Raw genomic sequence first — 18,500 nt, 5'->3', positions numbered from 1 at the left:
GTGAACGATCGCATATTTACGATCACTCAAAAAATTCAATTAGTTTAACTTAATTCAATCTTTATGAAACAATTTCAACTTCTACTCCTATCTCTTTTTTTTGCAGTAAGCACCGTTTCACTTGCCCAGACAACATGGTATGTTAATGGTGCAAGTGGAGACAATGGTAATGACGGTCAAAGCGAATCCTCAGCTTTTGCCACTATCTACCACGCAGTTGATCAGTCATCGGATAATGATATGATAAAAGTGGCTGCCGGTACATATACACAACCTAATATCTTGATTGATAAAAGCATTACCATTAAAGGTGTGGATGACGATGCCAATGCTGTGATCATTCAGGCTCAGGCTAACGAACCTGATTATATTGGTACAGGTGCAGAATCAAATAAGCGAATAATAAGTCTTGGATCATCAGCCGAAGTAACTATTAAAAACATGACTCTCAGATATGGAAACAGTACCACGGCAGGTGGAGCTATTGCTGTATATGCAGGGCAATCGATCACCATTGATCACTGTAACCTATTAAATTGTTATTCGGGTGCAAATGGTGGAGCTATTATATCATGGGGCAGCATAAACATCACCAACAGTTGCATTGCCAATAACGTATCTGGTGGTTTAAAAGGTGCTGCTATATTTGGACAATCCTCTAATGATACCCAGCTTAATGATATCACGATCAATAATTCTGTTATTTACAACAATTCTGTAACTGGTTCAAACAAGGATCAGGGAGCAGCAATCTTTTCTGAAAATGCAGATGCTACTAAAGGCACAATTACAATGAATAGCTCAACGTTGGCTTATACAAAAATTATTAATCCGGCAAATAATCCAATGGCTGTAGGTATTCGTTTTATAAAAGGGAAATCCCTTACCCTCACCAACTCTATCCTGTTTAATTCACTAGAAAATAAATGGGGCACAGGTCTTGATATTGGTGGAACAGATCCACAAGTGTTTGATATTATAGAAGGAAGAGGCATCAATCATCACAATATCATCTCTAATGCCTATGCAAATGCAATTGGAACAGACTGCATCGCCGGAGAAAGCGCCACAGAAGCCGCCATTAGCTTTGGCACATTTACAAAAGGCGCAAATGGCGTTTACACCTTACCGTTGCTAGCAGGTAGTGTTGCCATTGATGCTGCTGATGCCACAACTGCTGTATCAACTGATATACTGGGCACAAGCCGTGGTAGCGCACCTGATATGGGTTCCTTTGAATATACTACTGCAACAACTATTCAAAGAGAAGCAATGGAAGTATCGATAACTCCTAATCCAAATAATGGTGCATTTAAAGTAAAAATCGCCAATTCAGACAACAGTCTGCTTGAAGTGTTTGCATTAAGTGGCCAAAAACTCTATTCGAGCCAGCTGGTTGCCGGAACAAACAGCATTGTATTACCATCTGATATAAAAGGCATCGTATTGGTTAAGCTTATTGCCAATGGACAAACCTGCACTCGTAAAATGCTTATTAGATAAAAGCCTGAAAAGTTAAAACAAGAAAGTTCTGGATGTAATACATTCAGGACTTTCTTTTGGCACTAATAGTTGTGTTTACTTATATTCTTTTGGCGATACGCCATACATGGCTTTGAAGCTTTGTGTAAAATAGGAACGGTGCGAAAAACCAACCATATACATCACTTCACTCACATTTAACTGACCTGCTTTAAGAAGCTGGGCTGCTCTTTTCAGTCTGATGGTACGAATAAATTCTGTAGCAGTTTGTCCTGTCAGCGCCTTGATTTTACGATAAAGATTTGTGTGACTCATTCCCATCATTTCACTCATTGTTTTAACATTGAGTTCAGGGTTATCCATATCTTTCTCAAGCAAGTTCATCAGATCAGACAGGAATTTTTCATCCAATGATGTTACTGTTACCTCTGAAGGCTCCAGGTTGGTTTGCTTTTGATAGACCTTCTTAAGTCGTTCTCGCTGTTGCCACAGATTCTTGATACGTACCTGCAAATAGGCCATACTGAATGGCTTTTGAATATAGTCATCTGCACCTGTTTCAATACCTTCAGTTTTACTTTCCAATCCACCTTTTGCTGTTAACAAGATAAGGGGAATATGGCAAGTTCTGAGGTCATTTTTAACCTTATTGCACAATTCAATGCCGTTCATTTGGGGCATCATCCAGTCGGAAATAATAATGTCAGGCACTTCTTTGACAGCCAACTTTTGCCCCTGAACACCATTTTCGGCCGAGATTACCTTATATTGCTTCTTTAAACCGGAAATAATATACTCACGCATATCATTATCATCCTCAACCACAAGGATAAGTATTTTTCCACTTTCCTGCTCCAGGTTAACTTTAGCGATCTCTTCGGAGGCGCTCTGTTTAGCTTCAACCTCTTCTGCTTCTGCTTCTATTAAGTCAATTTGCTCTTCATACTTATCAAACTTATTTCTATCGAGAGGAATGGAAAAAGAAAAACAACTACCACTATCCAGTTCACTTTCAAGCTTGATTTGTCCACCGTGCATAGTAACATACTCTTTTACCAGTGACAAGCCAATACCTGTACCTTGTTGATTACTGTAATTAGGGGAAGCCTGAGTATTGAATCGATCAAAAACATCAGATTGAGCATGTTTACTGATGCCACAGCCATCATCGGTGATGGCGATCTGCACTTCATTCAATTTGCCTGCCAGCTTCCTTGCATCCTTCACTTCAATTCGGATAAATCCGCCATCAGGCGTAAACTTAAAGGCATTGGAAAGTAAATTGACCAATACTTTTTCCAGTTTCTCCATATCGAACCACATCATTAATGATGATTCGCTGGTATTGTATTGCAGTAGCATATTACGCCGCTCAGCTTCCTCTTTAAACTGACCAATAACACGATCGCAAAAACGAATAATATCGTACTCCTGAACGGATAACTTCTCTCCACCCCTTTCTATCTTACGAATATCAAGTATTTGGTTGACAAGATTCTTAAGCCTGTCGGTATTTCGCTTAACCAACATTAATGACGATTTAATCGGTTCATCAGGCTCCGATGCTAACAAGTCATCTACCGGGCTACTGATAAGTGTTAGTGGCGTTTTTAGTTCATGTGAGATATTGGTAAAAAATCGTGTTTTTATTTCTACCAGTTCTTCACTTTTTTGGCGCTGCATCGTTTGGAATCGAATATCACTGTTCGCTTTCTCCCTAGCTATAAGCAACTTTCTGGATATGACAAACAACATAACTAGAACAACAACATAGAATATTATTGCCCACAAAGACAAGTATAAAGGAGGTTTAATCCTAATAGCTATTTCACGCCATTCATCATTGAATAATCCATATTTATTCGATGCTTTTACTTTCAAAGTGTATTTACCTGGGCGCACCTGTGTATATGACACATAGGCCTGGTTTGGCAAGGTCGTTCGCCATTCTTTATCATAACCATCTAGCAAGAACATATAACTGCAATCTTTACCATGGCTATATTGCAATGAAGAAAAATCTAAACGGAATGTATTCTCACTGTATTTCAGCTCTATATTCTCCATTTCATTGATACGACGATTGATCACATATCGGTCATCACGCATTCTGAAAGGTTTAATATCTTCACTTAGTATTGAGAAGTTGGTCCAGTTGACTTTAGGGATATTTGTATCAATTTCAACATCATTCATATTGAAAGTCACAAATCCCTCTTTCCCATAAAGGACAAGTTTATCATCCTCGAGGATTTCTACATTTAAAATTGATCTAAGGCCTAAATCTGCATTGGGAATGCGCAAAAGTTCGCGACTTGATAGATCAAAGAAGTAGAAGACATTATTTGAAACCAAGTACACTCCTGATCCCACAACTGCTACAGATTGAATATCAAAGGTAATCTCTTCAACTTTTTTGAACCTTACCTCATCGGTGTCAGTATAAAACAAACCGTGATATGTAGCAATCCAGAGTGTATTACTTTTATCAATAAACAAATCACCTACATACTGATTATTCGCATTAGGGATAACATTTAAACGTTCCACTACACCTCTTAATTCATCTATTTTATTAAGTCCCTTACTGGTTGATATCCATATATTATCTTTTTGATCGGCAATTACATCAGTTACCCTGTCCGAATTGATCGAATTTCTGTTATTAGGCTGGTGACGGAAATTATGAAATTTAAGCTGTCCTTTTTCATCTTTTACTACTTTATGCAGACCTTTATCGTATGAACCGATCCATATTGCGTAACTACTTTGAGCAAGAACATGAATATAATTTGTTTTTAGCGCATTAGCATTATGAACATCAGCCTCATAACTTTTAAAGTCAGCTATTCGACTATCATAAGTATTTAAACCTCCTGGAGTCGATATCCAAAACATCCCGTTATTGTCACAAAGCACATCACTAATTTTATTGTGCAGTAATTTGGGAGGCAAGTATCTTTGATATTCATTATGTTTTTTATTATACTGAATCAAACCTTCCCTGGTGGCTAACCATACATCTCCATTAATTGTGCCACATAAGCCTGTGACATTTAATTCTCCTTCCAGCACTTTCGACGACTCATAAAACCTATTGAGCAATACCTTACTACTGCGCAAGTACATCTTATCAATTCCATTGTCAGTTGCCAGCCATAGGTTTTTCTGTCGATCGACAAATACCTGGTGAATGACGTTATTTGCTATTGAAAAGGTATTTCTATAGTCGTGGAAATAATTATAAAACCGCTCTTCAGTTGTATTAAACAGATTCAGGCCCAGATCAGTTCCCATCCACACATTAGCTCCATCTACGCAGATTGACTTGATCACATCATTACTAAGGGAATTTTTGCCTTTAACATGCCGGAAGTTTGAATACTCACCAGTTACAGTATTGAAAACACATAAACCTGTTTCAGTTCCAACCAATAATATACTATCCGAATCCTGATAACGCGGTTGAATACTTAGGATCAAGTTGTTATTTTTTAAACTTGATTCAGGCTGCAATCTGTATTTCTTTACTTCTTTCTTCTTCCTGTCCAGGCAATTCAATCCATCAAAGGTTCCGATCCATATACGCTGACCTTTATCTTCATAAAAGCAACGTACCATATTATGACTTAAACCACTTCCCATTTCGGCCTGGTGAAGATAACGCTCCTGATACCTCCCTTCGTGATCGTAAATAAAAAAACCAACTGCCGTGCCGATAAAAATCTCATCATTCGATCCAATATGGATAGTGCGACACTGAACTCCCCTTAGGTATTCATCATCAATTCGTTTTGAAGTTTCTGTGGTTTTATTGTATATAAAAACACCATTTTCAGTACCAATCCATATTTGTTGCATCTTATCTTCAGCCAGAGCATTTATGGAGCCAAATGACCCTGGTATTCCATCAGATACTAAATCAACCTGCCTTAGGTAATAGGCATCATACATGGCCAATCCGTTGGAAGTGCCAAACCACATAAAACCTTCTGAATCTTCTATCAGGCATTTTACGGTAGAATTAATGCCAGGTGGCAAAGCCAGGTGTTCGAAGCGAACATTTTCATTGGCTTTAGATAAAAAACCTATAAGTAATAAGCTTAAACTTACTATGTAAAAACACTTTTTCCCTTTACTCATAATTCAAAAATACCATTTTTAAAAGATAATTGAACTTAAAAAGTCAGGTTGGCGGCTATTGGGTCATCTTATCGGTAGATCACTACTTTTTTACTGACATACTTACCTTTTTCCTCGATACTTAAGATATAAATTCCGTTGCGCAAATCAGGATCAATAGTCATCTTCAGTTGGTTAAAATTAGGGTTTATATCCATTTCTTTTTGCTGTAACAAAGTTCCTTTTATATCAGACAAAACAAGCGATACTTTTCCTTTTTTTACGCCATGCACAGTTACTATCACCTGATCTTCTACAGGGTTGGGATAGATAGTCATCGACTCTTCTAGAACTAACTCAAGATCATGTATGCCCACATAGGAATTATTTCGATTATCGGCACCTATATTTGGGACTGAATCTGATACGCCAACCGGATTGCCAAACATATCTACATTGGGTGTGATTGCAATATCCTTGAAAATTCCCTTACCGGCCATTGGAAAAACAGGTTCAGGAAATTGTTTTCCTGCATTAATAGCCGGACTATCATCAGTAACTCTATAGTCTTCACTTGTTAAACCACCTCCATTCACATATAAGGGATTGCCATTTACAGGACTACTATCATAATTTTTAAATGTACTAGTAATGTTGCCGTAATATAGGTTATTTGACATGTACAACTGGCTGCCTGGCTCAATTTCCATTGTTACCTCCTGTCCGATAGTAGCAGCTCCGGTAGCTTGAAAAATATTATTATAAACGAAAATATTTTTTCCTACAAAGGAGATATCCGGTGTAATGGCCGCATCCACATATACCGAATTATTATAGATAAAGCTACTATCAGATAAAATGTCACGATCTTTACCAGCATAAGCCGATACCCATAAGGTATTCCCTTTAAAATCTCTAAAACCATCATTCACACTCACATTAAAACGGTAGGTTGAATTCACATTTTCTCCCAATATTTCCACAAAACCACCTTCACTATCCTCGCTATAATTGTACTGCATAATAATATTGCGATTTCCAAAATCAATATGCTGACTGTATGAGTCGGCATATCCGCGAACACTATAGCACTTGTTATATTGTGAGATGCCATTGCGGCTGCTGAAAAACCAAACACTACTCCCCCGGTTGGCCATGCGTGGATCGGCATCTGACCCTGGCTCTTCAAAAATATTGTGTTCGATCAGACAGTTGTAGGTTTTAGTAGGAAGAATACAAGTTCCGCCGGTTTGGTAGAAATGATTGTTGCGAAACACTAGGTTCATATTTCGGTTGATGGAATCATTCCCTACACCTTCATCTCCTCCGGCATGACCGGTTTTTATGCCTAAACGGGTAGTGCGGGCGATATAACAATTCTCAACCAAAACATCCTGAATATTACGTTCTTTACCTACTTCCGTATTTTTGCTTGTGAAAAAGTTAATAGCCGAAACTTTTATAGCGTTAAAATCCTGATTTTCTGTAGTTGGCGCAAAAATATCACGAACGGTCAGATCATGAAAATGATAATTTCGCAGCGTATCAGGACCTGTATTCTGAACATCAATACCATAGGCCAGGTTATCAGACACGCCGGCACGAGAGGTCTGACGATTATTGGTAATTTCGAGAAACGCCAATTCAATATTATCCTGATTGGTGATTGCAACCGTCGTTAAATGTGCACCACCTTCGGCTAATGCACCGTCCAGGACAGGCAAATCTCCTTCACCATATTTTCCAAAATACAATGGCATATCTTTTGTTCCGGAGCGATTGATTTGCAACTGACCAATAAAAGTATCGCCGGATTTAAACAGAACCGAATCACCCGGGTTTAAGAGTTGATCACTGGCACGTGCCAGACTGGCCCATGGATTTTCCGAAGATGTTCCTGCATTAGTGTCGTTTCCGAAAGAGCTACTAACATAGTACTTCTGTGGCTTAAGGTCGCCTGACTGATCAATAAGCACCAACCTGTCAAGCAATGGCGAGCCAAGACCTTCCTCGGGCCTGAGCAATATGGAATTTGTACCCACTGAAAGCTCCACATCAAAAACTGTTTCGATGGCACTCCCCTGATAACACCAGACACCCGCCGGAAACTCTTTTGTTCCCAGCGAATTACCATTCACCTCTATTACTAGATCCACAGGACTAGCATTAAAATGATAAACCGATAGTTTGTAGTTACCTGCTTTGCTTAGCTCAATATTATTAAAGCTAAGGGTATTACTGGCTTTATTGGATAACTTAACAAAGAAACCACCCGACGCATTGGCACAGCCTTCAACAACCTCAGTTGCTCCGCTCAATGTTCCATCTTCGGCTTGGGCTTGCCATACCACTGTTTGGGCTGTTAAGGCTAAACAAAAAGTTAAGCCTGCCAATATGAATATACCTTTCATCATCTTATATGTTTTGTCACAAAAATATCCATCTCCAACAATACACATTAACACATATCTGACAACGATTAGCAAATTTATGCAAACATCAAGCCCACTACACAAACCCAATCATCACATTTACAAACACTAAGGCACAAACACACATTATTATTCAGAAGTTATATTCAATCATATTCGATTCATATTGCAATTTCCGTTGGGTATAAAAACAGAATTAGTATTCGATAGTTACAAGGAGAATTGATCAGGTAGATGAATTATTTTACAGGGGACTTTAAGCGCTATTTCAATTAAAAACAACTCTAAAATAAAACTGGCAACCAAGTTTCCCCAGTTGCCAGTTTACCCTGTTATGTTACAATTATCCTTCAATAACAATATTGATTTGCTTGCTTATTGACTTTCCTGCCTTATCTTTTAATTCAAGAGTCAAAAGGTATTGACCGCCTTTACAATCGGCAGGAATATATTCTTCAAACAATTGGTGGTTGGTTACTTCGTCTTCCTTTCCAGTTAAAGCAATTAGCTCCGGATTGTTGATTGGTTCCCATGGATCTGTTATACCATTTGATGATTTAGTCTGATTAAAGCTCAAAGTTATGGTTAGACCTTCTAGTTCCATATCATCAGTAAAAGTACCAGATAAATCCAGACTATTTCCCTTTAATACAGTGGCCCCTTCCACAGGTTTTGTTATTGTCATTTCAGGATTCATAACATCCTTTGGCTCCGGTTCCACTTCGCTACCGCTGCCACCGCATCCTACTGCAATAAACATTACTAATAAGAATACACTGACTTCCAAAATCTTTTTCATAATAGTAGGTTCTAATATTTATTTTTGCGTTAATCTATCCACCATTCATCACCCCCAAGTGTCGTAAAAACACGATCTTTCAATTGTGCATTCCACTTTTCCCATTCTTCCAGAAGATGATTTGATAATTCTTCATTTTCGGCTTTTATATTCGTCTGCTCATTTATTTCATTCTCTATATTGTACAATTCCGGCGCACTGCTATCCTGATTATTATTAGCTACCAGCTTATTCATACCGTGGCGAATAGCCATGGCATTTTGCTCCCACTTGCGCCAGAATAGATAATCATGCGGTTCTTCTTTTGATTCACCCGTCAAATAGGGAACTAAATCAACACCATCCAAAGGGCGCTCAGCACTTATTTCAATGCTGTTTTGTGCAACAATGGTTGCCATAACATCCATTGAAGAAATGGCTTTATCATAAGTTTGCCCAGCTGGAATAACTGCAGGCCAACACATGGCAAAAGGCACCCGTATGCCACCTTCAAACAAGTCGCCTTTTAATCCTCGCAAAGGTCCGTTATCAGATGCATTATTGTGTGCGCCACCATTATCTGACAGAAATACAACAATGGTATTATCATTAATGCCTCCGTCTTGCAATGCTTTTAAAACCCTACCAACGCCATCGTCAACGGCACTGACCATTGCAGCGTATGTTTTTCGCTTTTTATCCTCGATATTTGGAAAGCGTGACAGGTACTTTTCTGTGGCTTGCAAAGGAGTATGCGGTGCATTATAGGCCAGGTAAAGCATAAAGTGCTCGCTTTTATCTACTTTTTGATTGATAAAGTTTACAGCTGCATCGCTCAACTCATCCGTCAGGTAATCGTCCGTTTCAACCTTTTCTCTGTTTTCAATGATCTTAGTTCGATACCACTCCCATTTTTTTGTCACTTCCGAGAGGTCATTCAGATACAGTTCATCGTGGAAGTAATTGTGCCCACCCGATAGAAAACCATAGAAATAATCAAAGCCACGTTCCAGAGGATGAAAATTTGGATGTGTACCCATATGCCACTTACCTACTATGGCGTTTTTATAACCGGCTTTGCGCAATACCTGAGCCATGGTTTCTTCTTCCACAGGCAAGCCGGAAATAGGATTATTTGGATCAATTGATGGATTTGTTGTGAATCCAAATCGATCTTGATAACGCCCTGTTAAGAAACCGGCACGACTTGGTCCGCAAACAGGAAAAGTCACATAGCCCTGAGTGAAACGAACGCCTTGATCAGCTATTTTATCTATATTGGGCGTTGGAATATCGGTACAACCATTAAAGCCAACATCGGCATAACCCATATCATCGGTCATAATCACAATTAGATTGGGTTGCTTAGGTGCATTTTTATCTGCCGACATATTGCATGAAATAGCTATAAGTGGCATTAATAGTAAAAGTAGATGTTTAAACATGAGTTTTATTTTAATACGATTTTCTCAACATTATCTTTATCAATTACCAGGTAATACATACCCTTAGTATACCCTTGTAAGTTTAATAACGGACCTTTGGTATCTTTAATAAGCCTTCCCATTGAATCATACACCTTATAGCATGGCTCAATGCCATCTCCATCAATGTAAAAAGTACCATTGGATGGATTGGGATAGATTTTAAAATAGGATGCCTTAAGATCCTCAACGGAAGTATTTTCTTTAATATCTAATTGTACAGTAGTAAATACATCCTGATGTTTGTATAAGCTTGCTGTAATAGTAATAGTCCCATAATCAATAGGTATTAACAAACCCGTTGTTTGGCTAATAATGGCCTTGCTCTCATCGTCAACACTCCATAATACGGGGATATCTACTTCAGGATTAAGAGTGGCTGTTAATTGAGTTGGCTCATCAACCTTTAAAGCCTTCTCAATATCAGAAATTGTAAGTATTGAAGTAACTGCCTCATCCCAAATAAACACATCTGTTGTGCAATTTACCGACGGGTAATTTTCCATTGTAGTCACCACCTGAACACTTCCTTCAGAAATAGCATTTAATAGTCCATTTGTATTAATAGTAGCTGAACCGCTGCCTTCAATAACCGACCATTTACAGGCTTCCCTTGCAGGAGTAGCCATCGCTTCAAACTGATAATCATTACCTGCTATCAGCACATTTTCATTAAAGCCCTGTGCAGTTATCTTAAGGTCAGCAGCATAAAATGTAAAACTATCAACTGCCAAGGGTTTATTCTGTGCCGAAGCAATAAATAAATTCATGGCCACACCTTCTGCCCAGGAATCCTTGTTGGGCCTTAACGGCACTGAAAAAGTGTGCCAATCAACACACTGATGCCCGGTAATGGTATTTGGCGTAACGGCTTCCCACGAACCGGCTGTTACACTGCTTTCCGTTCGTGTTGATGCTTCAAAAAAATAAACTTTGCCAGGTGTCAGATCTTTAACGTTTTTTCGCATACTGATGGCACTCCCGTTAACCGACACATTTAATGCAAATTGGTTTTCTTCTTCAAGCGTCAAAGTTGTTGTGGTAGCTTCTCCGTTTTTCTGTTTATAACCTTTGCTTAATAAATCATCTCCTTCCTGGTAACTTTCAAAGTCATCGTAAAAGAGATATGGTATCGCACTTGTTTTCTCAAAGCTTATTTCAGGCACCATGTATTTGAGCTGATCGCGCAAATCCTGAGCTATCAATGCATAATGTTCATCAAAAATCACATTGGTCCATTCATTCTTATCGGTCGACAGATCATACAGCTCCTCTTCTCCTGATGGATAAAGGATGTAACGAAAATTTTCGGACCGCACTGCATAATTTTGTTTTCCAATTTCTTTGCTTGCAGGGTTAACAACCGATTCTAAAGCCACCTGTGGTCCGGCCCAGCTATTAGTATTCGGATCTTCCAGAAAAGCACGAAGACTAAAGCCATCCAATTCGGCCCCTTGTGCATTTTTTGGGGTTGCTCCGGTCCATTGGCAAAGATCTTTAAAGGTTGGATAAATATCAATCAAGCCTACGGGATGAGTAACGACCGAACCTGCCGAAGAATTAAAACCCGGTGCTTTAAGAATAAATGGAATGCGTGTACTTTCTTCCCACAAAGTATTTTTTGCCAATCGAAATTTTTCACCCATATGAAAACCATTGTCACCACACAATATAATGGCTGTATTATTGGCAAAGGAGCTGTTCTTTATGGCATTATGAACCACTCCAACCAAACTGTCGGCAAAAGTGATACAGGCTAATTTGCTTTGCACATAACGACGTAGTCCCTCTTCTGCTGTAGTGTAAGATACCAGCAGGGAATCATAGTCGTTAAAGCCGGAAGCACTAAAATGATGACCGTAAGTATCCTTTAAATCATTCTTTAATATCTCCGGTATCATCACTTTATCCAAGGGATACATGTCGAAAAAACGTTGCGGGACCACGTGGGGTGTATGCGGTTTCACACCTCCATAGGCAATAAAAAAAGGTTTATCACTGCCCTGAGCTTTTAATGTTTCATGATCATCAATCCATTGCTTTACAAAATCAGCACTCTTTTCATCACACATCTTATCGCGTTCATCAGCCGATATATAATTAAAAGCAGAGTTGGCCGTTGTATTATTACGCCATCCTCCCGGGGGCACATCCGAGAGCGGAGCAAACGATCCGTTTAATAAACCTACATTCCGAAATGGCTCCGGTACTGACGGGTGGCCAATGGCATTGGTTCCATCCCACGCATAGGGTCCCTGGTCTTGCTTCTCTCCCTTTACTTTTGATGGATCATCCCCGCTTCGATGAAATATTTTGCCGGTACTATAAGTTTCATAGCCGTTTTCCGCTGCATATTCCATAATAAACTTGGAATTACTCAACACATTATTTTCAGCTATATGATCAAATCCAAAATTTCCGGTGGTTGATGGATATAAACCGGATAAGAAGCTGGCCCTGGATGGGGCACAAATTGGAGCATTGGCATGTGCATTCGAAAAGAACACACCCTCATTGGCCAATTGGTCGATATTGGGTGTTTTGGCCTGGGGATGACCTCCCATTACGCCAATGTAGTCGTTCATATCGTCCAGAACAATTAGCACGGCATTCATCCTTTCCTGTGCATTACCGCCCAGACAAATCAGTCCCAATAAAAGTATAAATACGCCTCTTAACATCTTATATCAATTTTAGTTCCTGACCAGTATTTTTTTTGTCTGCACCATTTTATCTGTATTCATATTGATAAAGTACAAGCCATTCGCTAAGCCGCTCACATTCAAAATATACTGACGAACTCCTTCCAGAGCCTTTTCCTTAACCAACTGTCCGGAAACATCATAAAGCTGCATATAGACTTTGGGCTCATTCATTTTAAGTAAAATAGTGGCCTGTCCGTTCACCAGTGGATTTGGATAAACCGAAAAGAAATCAGCCTGTACCAAATCATTATCAAAAATTCCGGTATCTTCCTGGTAGTCTTCTACATTAATTTCACACTCAGCAGATATGTTTGGACTGCCAATTACCCAAGCTGTTATAACTGCCTGCCCCTGATGATGTGTTAGAATCTGTCCATGCTCATTAACCGTTGCAACAGCCATATTATTGCTGCTCCATTCAATGGCATAACTGCTGCTGGAATTAACTTCTGCTGTTAGGCTGGCAGGCTTGCCTGTGGTTAATGTCAGCACATTATCTGAAAGTGTGATGGTACTGGCTTCATCCGGACTGCCAACTTTAACAACACATTGCTTAAATACTTGTCGACGATCTACAACCCGAGCCGTAACAATGGCATACCCCTCACTAAGAGCTGTGACCATACCGCTTTCATTCACCGATGCCACAGAAGGGTTATTGCTGTTCCATTCTATCACATCATTAAAGGCATCATTGGGCAAGATGGAAGCCTCTAGCTGGTATGTATCATTGCTATTAAGTTCAATATTCTCACGAGACAAGGTCACTTCCGTTGCCCACACCAGCTCATCATGTACCAAACCTAAAAATCGTGGATGAAGTAAACCCTCTTCCCATTCGGCTTGAATGGCTTGTAATTCATCTCGCTGGGGCTTATAATCAGCATTCCAGTATAGATTCTGTCCATCTGCATCGCTTTCACTGATATTTGTATTCAAATTGTATAACCTTGGATTAGGACTCTCAGCCATAAACCGTATGTATTTCATATCGCCGTAACGCACGGCATGACGATCCTGATCAAACTTACGGATATGAATTGTTTCGTGCGGCCGCTTACCATTCTCACCCACCAGGTATGGGATTAGATTCACTCCATCCAATGGCTTCTCCAGATTAATGGGAGAATCAGAAAGGGCAGATAAAGTAGCAAAGATATCAAGTGAAGAAACCGGGTAATCATAAGTTACACCACCATCAATCTCACCTGTCCATTGCATGGCAAAGGGCACCCGGTATCCGCCTTCAAACACATCGCTTTTGCCACCGCGAAGAATGCCGTTATCAGAGGCATTTTTACTTTCTGGACCACCATTGTCAGACAAGAAAAAGATAATGGTATTCTCCTCAATATTTAGCTCCTGTAATTTATCAAGCACTTTACCAACACCTCTGTCTACCGCATTTACCATAGCCGCATAAATTTTCCGTTTATCAGTTAACGACGGAAATAAAGCCAGATCTGCATCTGTAGCCTGCATAGGCGAATGTGGTGCATTGTATGAAAGAAACAGAAAAAAGGGATGCTCTTTATGACGACTGACAAAATTTACAGCCTCATTGGAAAATTCATCGGTGATATATTCGTCTGTTTTTTCAGGTTTATGGTTTCTTAAAATCCATGTCAGGTAGCTTTCTTCCTCATTGGTTGCTGCATAACTATCTTCAATAGTCAGGTCTTCCGGGAAATATCGATGCCCCCCACCCAGATGACCATAAAACTCATCGAATCCACGATTTAACGGATGGTTGGAAATATGGGCTCCCAAGTGCCATTTGCCTATAATACCGGTTTTATAGCCTACCTGTGATACGGATTCAGCAATGGTCATTTCATCGAGTGGCAAGCCCATATACGGATCATCAACCCGATACAAGGGATTACGCTCAAAACCGAAGCGCTGTTGGTAGCGCCCTGTAATAAAACCAGCCCGACTCGGACCACAAACGGAATAAGTGGTATAAGCACTGGTGAATTTAATACCATTGTCGGCAATGCGGTCGATGTTGGGCGTAGGAATTTCAGTAGAGCCATTAAAGCCCACATCGGCATAACCCAAGTCATCGGCCATAATCACAATAACATTGGGTTTTTCCTGACCACTTGCCATCAAATTAACCAGCAATAAAACAATCAATACAAGACACTTATTCATATAACTTAGATTCATTTTACTAATCATCAATAAAGCATTCAAATAAAGTCAAAGACTCATCATTACACTGTAGGTTTATTACCAACTATCAATCACATATTACCAATTTGGCCAGCTGGAATTTGTTGCCTTGCATAATGTGCATAACATATACTCCCGGTGACCAGCTATTTACCGGAATCTGCTGATGCGCGCTCACTAGCTGTAATTGCTGTATCTTAGATCCAGTTGCATTATAAATGGCCACATCCGCCTTACTCCCGGCAAAGTCTTTCATTTCCACATTTACCAATTTATTGGCAGGATTTGGATACACCTTTATTAACTCTGCTTCCACCCTGTTAATGCCAACATCCTTGGTGGGTAATTCGCTTAATTCGATCTTTAAGAATCGGGCTAATCCGGCCGGGATTGTGATACGCAGCTCATCTGTAGTTGATGATAAAGTTCCAATAGCTTCAGAACCTCCCACCTGATCGAAGACCTGACAATCGCCATTGATGGATGTGCCTGCCTTTAATTTCACAGTGCGCTCCACAGGCGATAATTCGTTATTATCCATTAGAAAGGCAAAGTAAGTATAAGGATCATCCTTTTGTTGCGTGAACTGCCAAAAGCAATCTCCCTCCACATAAAAATCAAGGTTATTACGCTGAGACAGCACCTCAGTACTTATCGTTTCTTTGGCTTCATACAGTGACATATCGTTCCAGGTATCACCATTGGTTTGATAAGCAGCATTACACCATGAATTGGCTTCAATATCAGAGGCCTGAGTGGAAGGTATAATGGTTACAAATCCTCCGGGTGTAGAAGGAAACAGATTTTCCCAGCGACGTTTTGTTCCATACAGGTAGGCGGTTGCATCGGTTTCCGGAATATCAGTATAGGCATTCCAGCAGGCCAATCGATTGAAAACATGGTTATCTGTTTCGGGCTGATAAGGGTAATGATCGTGATTAATGCTTTGCTCGGTGAGACGGTTACTTCGATTATAAATGCCTACCGATACCGGAGAAATGCCTTTTATTTGGTCAACATCAGGTGAATTCGGATAAATCCCTTTGTCTACCAGCTTCAGAAAATTTAAAATTCCTTTCTGAAAGACCTGTGTCCATTGCTGGTCTGCGTCGCTGACATCACCACGTTCGTATAACGGATTATTGAGTGCCGTGATTGATGTTGTACGGAATACTTTTGCTCCGAGGCTATATTGCGATAACATTTGACGCAAAACGATGTGGGCATTTCGCATACCACCCCATTCAGCTACACGGTTAGCCGACAGGTTGTCGCCAATCACGTTACACCCCCAGCCCTCTACATCGCCATTCATCCATAAACCAACGCGCTCGGCCAGACTAATGTCCAATTCGGTCACATTTGAATTTTCGACACCAGGAACTAAAATATCTTTATACTTTGGAAAATAGCTATCAGCCAGATTTTGTGTTAAAGCGGTAAACGTTGCGCCCTTGGCACATAGCATCACCATTGGTGGCTCTGCACCAATTTGTTCAGCACGAGCCAATAAAGCATCAAGGTGAGGAATATAAGATTCAAAATCAACATGTTCGTTTAATTCACGAGTGCGCGCCATCATGTAACATTCGCCATCAACAACTGATGCCTCATAACAATCTGCTAAGTCTTCTGGGGTGATAAAAATATGAGGTCCATGCCCTATTTTCAGACAGAAATAAGCCCCTTTTTGAGCCAGGGCTGCACAAAAATTCTTAACCCCTTCAGCAGTGACACTTGCTTTATCACATTCGGTAGCCATTCCGTAAATACAGGAATTGACACTGGCTGCCAGGCGTATTTTTGTTGAACGATAGTTTTCCTGCCCCCCAATTTTATCGTACCACTCTTGCTGTGCATCATACACCTTTTGTGCCTGTACAGCGCTATTTTCTGGCGTCATCTCCCACCATAAGCCACTGGCAAAATAATCGAGGTACCAGATGGGTTCATCACCTGTGGCTAGGGTTCCTGTAAACTGATCAATCTGATCTGTCAGTTGGTCTAAATTCCGGTCTACCTCACCTAATTTACCTAAACCGTTTATTGTTCGTGCTTGAATTTTCCAATTCGGGTTTGAGAAATCCACCACGTAAAAATGATCATCTCCATTGATAGGGCCGGACAAAACCATTTTATCAGCCCCACCATTTCTATTCTCCAAACAAGCACCATCTGAAAAATGATACATACTATGGGCCCAGGTGTAAGCTGAAATAGTTAGTGTTTTTGTGGAGGAGTCATACTGAGAAAGAAACAAATCATCGCCATAAATAGTAAACAGCTCGGCTTGCCTATCGCCATCAAAATCACCAGGCACCCCATGTTGCATCAGGTATTTACCTGTTGCAGTTAGATCTACCTTATCTGATTTTTGAAAGCCATGGTTTTGAATTAAGAAGTTCTTTGCAAAAGTTCTGTAGGCACTGAGCGGCATTTTTTCATTATCCGCCAACATCGTTGAAAATGTTTTGGTTCGGGGACCATCCTCTGGATGAAAAACACCCCAATGCGCTACCAGCTCCGGACTGCCATCACCATCCACATCAAATACGCGAGGCAACTGTTTATCGGTAAAGCCTAGGCCTGACACCACATTATCAGCTACAGGATCGGCATCACCATTCCAGTATGCCGGTCGTTCATATGTAGCCAGGTCGATGATGTCAATAAAATTATTGCCTTCAAAACTCTTGCGATTGACAAAAGCAACTACTTCATCGGTTCCGTTTCCATCAAAATCACCGGCCACCACATGGCGCACCAGGCCCGACACACCTGCTGCTTTACCAGTTTCCGGACGAAAACTTTTCAACAAAACTCCTGCATCATTGAGTATATAAACCAGCCCATCAACCCCGGAAGTTACAATGACTTTTTGTCCACCCACTCCTGTGGCAACGGTTGCTGAATACAAGGCACCGGTGCTGATTTCTTTATCCAGCAGCAATTCGCCTGCTGATGATAGTATACGTAGATGTCCGTCGGTACCTGGCAAGAGAATTTCATCGCCGGTATTTTCTGAATACACCTCATCAGCAACAACTCTCAATCCCATGGTTGGAAGAGCTGTATATTCCCACAAACGATTATCGGTTGAAGGATCCGTAATTAGGTCCGGACGATTGAAAGCGATTACCTTTCCCTCTACCGTCATAGCCACCACATAATCTTTTGCACCAACGCCATCGAAATCAGCAGTAGCAATATGAATCAAATTATCACCTTGTGTATTGTATGGCTGAAAAGCACTTTGGGCATTTAATATACCATTAAATGCTACAGCAGTCCAAACCAAAACATAACGTAATCGCTTCAT

At 40.2% G+C, this 18,500-nt stretch carries 8 protein-coding genes; 1 reads left to right on the top strand and 7 read right to left on the bottom strand.

Features of this window, described 5'->3' with window-relative positions; translation table 11 throughout:
• The first annotated feature begins 63 nt into the window (after positions 1 to 63).
• Positions 64 to 1,503 carry a T9SS type A sorting domain-containing protein gene (locus KEM09_RS07885; protein ID WP_212227400.1) on the top strand — a complete coding sequence of 480 codons (1,440 nt, stop codon included), beginning with the start codon at positions 64 to 66 and terminating at the stop codon, positions 1,501 to 1,503.
• Between the two features lie 75 nt (positions 1,504 to 1,578).
• On the opposite strand, the gene KEM09_RS07880 is transcribed toward KEM09_RS07885, so the two are convergent.
• The 7 genes from KEM09_RS07880 to KEM09_RS07850 all read right to left on the bottom strand — a co-directional run bounded on the left by KEM09_RS07880 (position 1,579) and on the right by KEM09_RS07850 (position 18,500).
• Positions 1,579 to 5,625: a hybrid sensor histidine kinase/response regulator transcription factor gene (locus KEM09_RS07880; RefSeq protein WP_212227398.1), complete on the bottom strand. Its 4,047-nt coding sequence runs from the start codon at positions 5,623 to 5,625 to the stop codon at positions 1,579 to 1,581.
• A 68-nt stretch (positions 5,626 to 5,693) separates the two neighbouring features.
• Complete coding sequence (locus KEM09_RS07875) at positions 5,694 to 8,018, bottom strand: T9SS type A sorting domain-containing protein (RefSeq protein ID WP_212227397.1); 2,325 nt, start codon at positions 8,016 to 8,018, stop codon at positions 5,694 to 5,696.
• 361 nt (positions 8,019 to 8,379) lie between these two features.
• On the bottom strand, positions 8,380 to 8,835 hold the full coding sequence (locus tag KEM09_RS07870; RefSeq protein ID WP_212227396.1) for a DUF4625 domain-containing protein: 456 nt from the start codon (positions 8,833 to 8,835) through the stop codon (positions 8,380 to 8,382).
• A gap of 29 nt (positions 8,836 to 8,864) precedes the next feature.
• The gene (locus KEM09_RS07865; RefSeq protein ID WP_212227395.1) at positions 8,865 to 10,259 is read right to left on the bottom strand and encodes a sulfatase-like hydrolase/transferase; all 1,395 of its coding nucleotides are present in this window, start codon (positions 10,257 to 10,259) and stop codon (positions 8,865 to 8,867) included.
• A gap of 5 nt (positions 10,260 to 10,264) precedes the next feature.
• Positions 10,265 to 12,979 carry a sulfatase-like hydrolase/transferase gene (locus KEM09_RS07860; protein ID WP_212227394.1) on the bottom strand — a complete coding sequence of 905 codons (2,715 nt, stop codon included), beginning with the start codon at positions 12,977 to 12,979 and terminating at the stop codon, positions 10,265 to 10,267.
• A 12-nt stretch (positions 12,980 to 12,991) separates the two neighbouring features.
• Positions 12,992 to 15,160: a sulfatase-like hydrolase/transferase gene (locus tag KEM09_RS07855; protein WP_212227393.1), complete on the bottom strand. Its 2,169-nt coding sequence runs from the start codon at positions 15,158 to 15,160 to the stop codon at positions 12,992 to 12,994.
• Between the two features lie 88 nt (positions 15,161 to 15,248).
• Positions 15,249 to 18,500, bottom strand: a complete 3,252-nt coding sequence (locus tag KEM09_RS07850; protein ID WP_212227392.1) for a T9SS type A sorting domain-containing protein — start codon at positions 18,498 to 18,500, stop codon at positions 15,249 to 15,251.

The organism is Carboxylicivirga mesophila (genome assembly GCF_018271975.1).
Classification (GTDB): domain Bacteria; phylum Bacteroidota; class Bacteroidia; order Bacteroidales; family Marinilabiliaceae; genus Carboxylicivirga; species Carboxylicivirga mesophila.
The sequence above is the reverse complement of the archived record's forward strand: the minus strand, read 5'-3'. Positions and strand labels throughout refer to the sequence as shown.

Excerpts from the sequence above, each read along its gene's own strand:
- KEM09_RS07885 (WP_212227400.1), top strand. The coding sequence starts at position 64 with ATGAAACAATTTCAACTTCTACTCCTATCTCTTTTTTTTGCAGTAAGC.
- KEM09_RS07870 (WP_212227396.1), bottom strand. The coding sequence starts at position 8,835 with ATGAAAAAGATTTTGGAAGTCAGTGTATTCTTATTAGTAATGTTTATT.
- KEM09_RS07850 (WP_212227392.1), bottom strand. The coding sequence starts at position 18,500 with ATGAAGCGATTACGTTATGTTTTGGTTTGGACTGCTGTAGCATTTAAT.
- KEM09_RS07855 (WP_212227393.1), bottom strand. The coding sequence starts at position 15,160 with ATGAATAAGTGTCTTGTATTGATTGTTTTATTGCTGGTTAATTTGATG.
- KEM09_RS07875 (WP_212227397.1), bottom strand. The coding sequence starts at position 8,018 with ATGATGAAAGGTATATTCATATTGGCAGGCTTAACTTTTTGTTTAGCC.
- KEM09_RS07860 (WP_212227394.1), bottom strand. The coding sequence starts at position 12,979 with ATGTTAAGAGGCGTATTTATACTTTTATTGGGACTGATTTGTCTGGGC.
- KEM09_RS07865 (WP_212227395.1), bottom strand. The coding sequence starts at position 10,259 with ATGTTTAAACATCTACTTTTACTATTAATGCCACTTATAGCTATTTCA.
- KEM09_RS07880 (WP_212227398.1), bottom strand. The coding sequence starts at position 5,625 with ATGAGTAAAGGGAAAAAGTGTTTTTACATAGTAAGTTTAAGCTTATTA.